Source organism: Vibrio sp. Hep-1b-8 (assembly GCF_006124995.1).
Lineage (GTDB): Bacteria > Pseudomonadota > Gammaproteobacteria > Enterobacterales > Vibrionaceae > Vibrio.
This window is the reverse complement of the sequence record NZ_QEWN01000128.1, coordinates 1-4,232: the sequence shown is the minus strand read 5'-3', so window position 1 is coordinate 4,232 and position 4,232 is coordinate 1. Positions and strand designations below refer to the sequence as shown.

Below are 4,232 nucleotides of genomic sequence, written 5' to 3'. Positions count from 1 at the left end.
CAACCTTTTTCCCACGTCTTACCGTCATTGCTTTAAGCCATTGCTCTTTTGATGTACGAGCTTCTCGCTTTTCTAATTTGCAAACGACCCCAATGGCTCCATTGTAGAGGGCGTTACGCAGAGTGTTGTTGCCACAGCGTTTAGCAATAGCCCCTATATTTTGTTTGCCTCCACTACTATGTTGAACAGGAGTTAATCCCAGACAGGCAGAAGCATGTCGTCCTTTTGAAAAATGGTCTTTTTGGCTGAGGGCAATTTTCAATAAAGCCGCACAAATAGGGCCGACACCTTCTAATGCTTGTAGGCGTTTGCACAATAGGTCTTGAGATGTAGTGACTTTCAGTTTTTGTGTAATGTTATCGATTTGGTGAACTAAATCGACGAATCGGTCATACATCATTGCTAGGGTTTCCCTGAATGTCCAGGTGAGACTATTTTCAGCCTCTTCGAGTATGAGGGGGATTTCGGTCCTAAGCGCAAAATCGCCTTTGTTGATAGGGAAGCCAAACTCAAGTAACAGCGCTCTTAATTGATTTGCGGAGCTGACTTTCTGTCGGACAAGCAATTCGCGAATATGAACAATAGATTGTTGGCACTGGTCTTCAATATTAAGTATTCGGCAAGCTTTCACGTTAGGTTGCATAGCGGCGATAGCGATGGCTAAAGCATCATTAGCATCTGTTTTTTGACCTTGCCGGAATGCAGAGACTCGTTTAGGAGCGATGGCTTTTACTTTATGACCGAGTTTAATAGCTAGTCGTCCCCAGTGATGAGCGGTCGCGCAAGATTCCATGGCAATGAGCGATGCTTTTTCTTTGATAAGAAGCTCTGTAAGTTTTTTTCGAGAGACTTCTTTGTTGAAAATAATTCTTCCATGTCGATCCATCTTACAAACTTGGAAAACGTTTTTTGCTAAGTCGATAGCGAGCACCGTAGAATGAGTCATGTGTTGGCTTCCTTGTAAAAGTGTCGTTACTTATTACGTTACTCCCGAGGGAGATAGGGAGTCCATACATCTTGGCACTTTTGCTTCTACTTCAAATTTAGTGTCTGCGATACAATGCGTAAGGTTGGGTGGTGGCATTGTTCACCCCTTGATTGGGCGTTAATATTTGGAGTGCAGTGTTGATTGAATCATTAGAAAATATAGCAACGGCAATTGAATCACTTCAATCCGATCCGTTTAGGGACTACATTCTACCTGTTGGTAGTGTTTTGGTTTCCGGCGCAGTAGGTGTGTTTGCCGCTAACTATTCGGTTCACAAGCATGAGAGCAATAAAGCTGCAATATCAAACATTGAGGCAGTTAACTCAATACTTTTAAGTACCTGCAATGCGCGTGAAAACCTAATCGCGATAAAGGGAAACTATTGCAATCAGATTGACTCCCACCCAATAAACAGGCTATTGGCTATTCCTCCGATCTTCTTTGACTCAAATAAAATCTACATTGATGCCCCAAAATTGTCCTTCTTACACTCTGGAAAGACGAGCCAAGATGTCTCCAAGTGGTTGAATGCTGGAAGAATTAATGGAATGTTTAAGAACTATAATTTCTTGCTAGAGATTTGGGACAAAAGAAACGAGTTATACGAAGAGCATCTGTTGCCAATTGTTTGTGATAAACATGCAGGGCAGATCAACCACCAAGAATTAATCGCAGAACTAGGTTTAGGTAAGGTTGCCGAAATGTCTGATGTTACGGAGCAAGTAATTATGCTCACTGATGATATATTGGTTGAAATGTGTTGTTTTCTAGAGGCGTTTAGTACCTTGTCAAAGGATACCGTCAACCTTAAGGTTGCTAAGAGGTATCGTGAAATCTTCGTATTTAAATTACCGACAGCAGATATTAGTGAATATGCTGTAGATATGATTTCTCTAACACCAGCTTTGGATTTAAACATGTTGACCAAAGTACTAAAAGTGCCTAAAAATGAAGCAGAGCAAAGGTATCAACGGTTATATTTGCCCTAAATTAAACTACAAACGTTTAAGCTTTCAACATACTTTTCCTAATCTGACAGAACAGCTTTGCTACAACAGCTCTAAAACGTTTATGTCCATCTTCGAGCCAGCTAAATCTGTGCTGGCTCATTTATGCCCCTTTCGGTGTTAACGCAATTACTCAGTGGCAAATCGTGCCACTGAAATCACCGTTCTTTCTCTCATGGTTAGCAGCAGAGAGGGCGTGACAGAAAACTCCCAAAACTGAGCAATAAGCTCAATCGTCCGCCTTAATAGGAAGTGCGTATTTATGCTTACTTGCTCATAACGTATTGTAATTGAGTTAGTTAGTAGGTATTTTCAAAAAAAGCTTAAATTAATGAGAAAAAACAATGAAATACCCAAAACCTTTAAGAGAAGGAAGCACGATAGCAATCACAGCATTTTCATCAGGGATAGCGGAAGAACACAAAGCTAGATTTAGTATCATTAAAAAACATCTTGAATCTCAAGGTTTCAAGATTGTTGTGGGTGATTGCTTGTATGGGCAGTTTAAACACGTAAGTGCACCAATAGAACAACGTGTAGAAGAACTGATAAGATTTTTAATGGATGATAACATTGATGCTATTTATCCCCCTTGGGGGGGGGAACTGTCTATGGAGCTTTTTCCTCTCATAGACTTTTCCAAGCTTCAAAATGTTAGACCAAAGTGGATCTTAGGTTTTTCTGATGTCAGTACCTTAGCCGCAACATTTACAAGTAAGCTTCGGTGGGCTACTGCACATTGCTCCAATTTGATGGATCTAACTCCTCAAGCAAAAGATCCACTAACGTCAAATACCATCACGTATATTGGAACCTCTATTGGTTCGACGTTTTCTCAAGAAGCATCGACTATGTACGCTAGTAAGTGGCCAGACATCGTGAGTAAACCTGCAAGCGGCATTACACCTGACACTGCATCAAGTTGGAAATGGCTAGTAAGACCGAAATCAAGCACAACTATCGAAGGTAGACTCATTGGAGGCTGTTGGGATACATTGCTTCACCTTTTTGATACGGAATATCTTGATTTGAAAGCTCTCTCTGAAGACTATCCAGAAGGTATCGTGCTCTATCTGGAAAATGCAGAAATGTCACCAACAGATATTGCCCGAACAATATTAAGCATGAAATTTAGGGGGGTGTTCAAGCATATTAATGGTTTAGTTTTGGGCAGGAATGCTGCCCCTGATCCAAGCAATGAGCAAGCTCTCAAATATCATGAAGCTATAGAAAGTAGCCTAGCGAACATTGGAATCCCTGTAATGTATGATTTAGATATTGGCCACGTTCCACCGAATCTTACGCTTATCAATGGTGCTGTAGCAAAGGTGGAATTAAATGATGAAGTTGGGGAACTGAGTCAGACCCTTATATAATAGATCGCTGACTTAATTGCATAATTTGTGAGTTTTGGTAAATGGGTTTAACTTAAACCATGCAAGGTTTTGTCCATTTTCTTCCATCTCAGGCACTGAGTTCGGCGGTGCGTGATTGCGTTTTGGGATACCAAAAGTTTGTTGGAGAAAACCATATGATGTATTGTTTACTAATACCTTGCCAACTAACCAAGAATTCGTGATAGCCCAACAATCGGTTGAATTGCTGTAATTTAAATTAAAAACAGATAGTTAAAAGCGAGCTTGATGCTTAATGCCGATCAGTTAAGGCTTAAATGATCGGTTGAACGATCCTTTCAAGGTGTCAAAATCCGAGTGTATTCCAGACACTCGGATTTTTTTATGTTTCTAAGACAAGCACTTAACCAAGTTCATCAATTCTCTGTTGAGCAACTCTCAGGTTTATCTGACCTTCTCTCTCCTGAACTCATTGCTCAATGTATGGAAGATACGGGTATCACAACCATGCGTAGACGCAGATTGCCCATGGAGATGATGGTTTGGAGTGTTGTTGGGATGTCCCTATATCGCCATTTATCTATGGAGAAAGTTGTCTCCAAGCTAGATATTCTTCTTCCTGGCAAAAAACCGTTTGTTGCTCCAAGCGCAGTAATCCAAGCAAGGCAAAGGCTAGGTTCTGATGTCATGAAATCCGTTTTTACTCAAACGCAGAAATTATGGAATGACAAAACGCCACACCCAGATTGGCATGGTTTAACTCTTCATGCTGTAGATGGTGTGGTCTGGCGAACCCCAGATACTAAAGAGAACGATGAGCGCTTCAGTCGTACTCGAAATCAAAAGTGCTTATCTGAGTATCCTCAAGTTCGAATGGTCTGC

General features: G+C 40.9%; 4 protein-coding genes. 3 read left to right on the top strand and 1 reads right to left on the bottom strand.

Features of this window, described 5'->3' with window-relative positions; genetic code table 11:
- The coding region (locus DA100_RS17225; protein WP_138972052.1) for an IS110 family transposase at window positions 1-946 on the bottom strand (946 nt) is incomplete at its 3' end.
- A gap of 179 nt (window positions 947-1,125) precedes the next feature.
- Between DA100_RS17225 and DA100_RS17220 the strand changes: the two genes are divergently transcribed.
- The 3 genes from DA100_RS17220 to DA100_RS17210 form a co-directional block, all read left to right on the top strand.
- The gene (locus tag DA100_RS17220) at window positions 1,126-1,977 is read left to right on the top strand and encodes a hypothetical protein (protein ID WP_138973250.1); all 852 of its coding nucleotides are present in this window, start codon (window positions 1,126-1,128) and stop codon (window positions 1,975-1,977) included.
- Window positions 1,978-2,339: 362 nt separating this feature from the next.
- Entirely contained in the window at window positions 2,340-3,371 is a 1,032-nt protein-coding gene (locus tag DA100_RS17215) for a S66 peptidase family protein (protein WP_138973249.1), read from the top strand.
- Window positions 3,372-3,734: 363 nt separating this feature from the next.
- Window positions 3,735-4,232: transposase domain-containing protein (locus tag DA100_RS17210; protein ID WP_171052245.1), on the top strand; the 498-nt coding region annotated here is incomplete at its 3' end.

What these genes read in the sequence shown, in the direction of transcription:
- DA100_RS17215 (WP_138973249.1), top strand. Translation starts at nt 2,340, where the DNA reads ATGAAATACCCAAAACCTTTAAGAGAAGGAAGCACGATAGCAATCACA.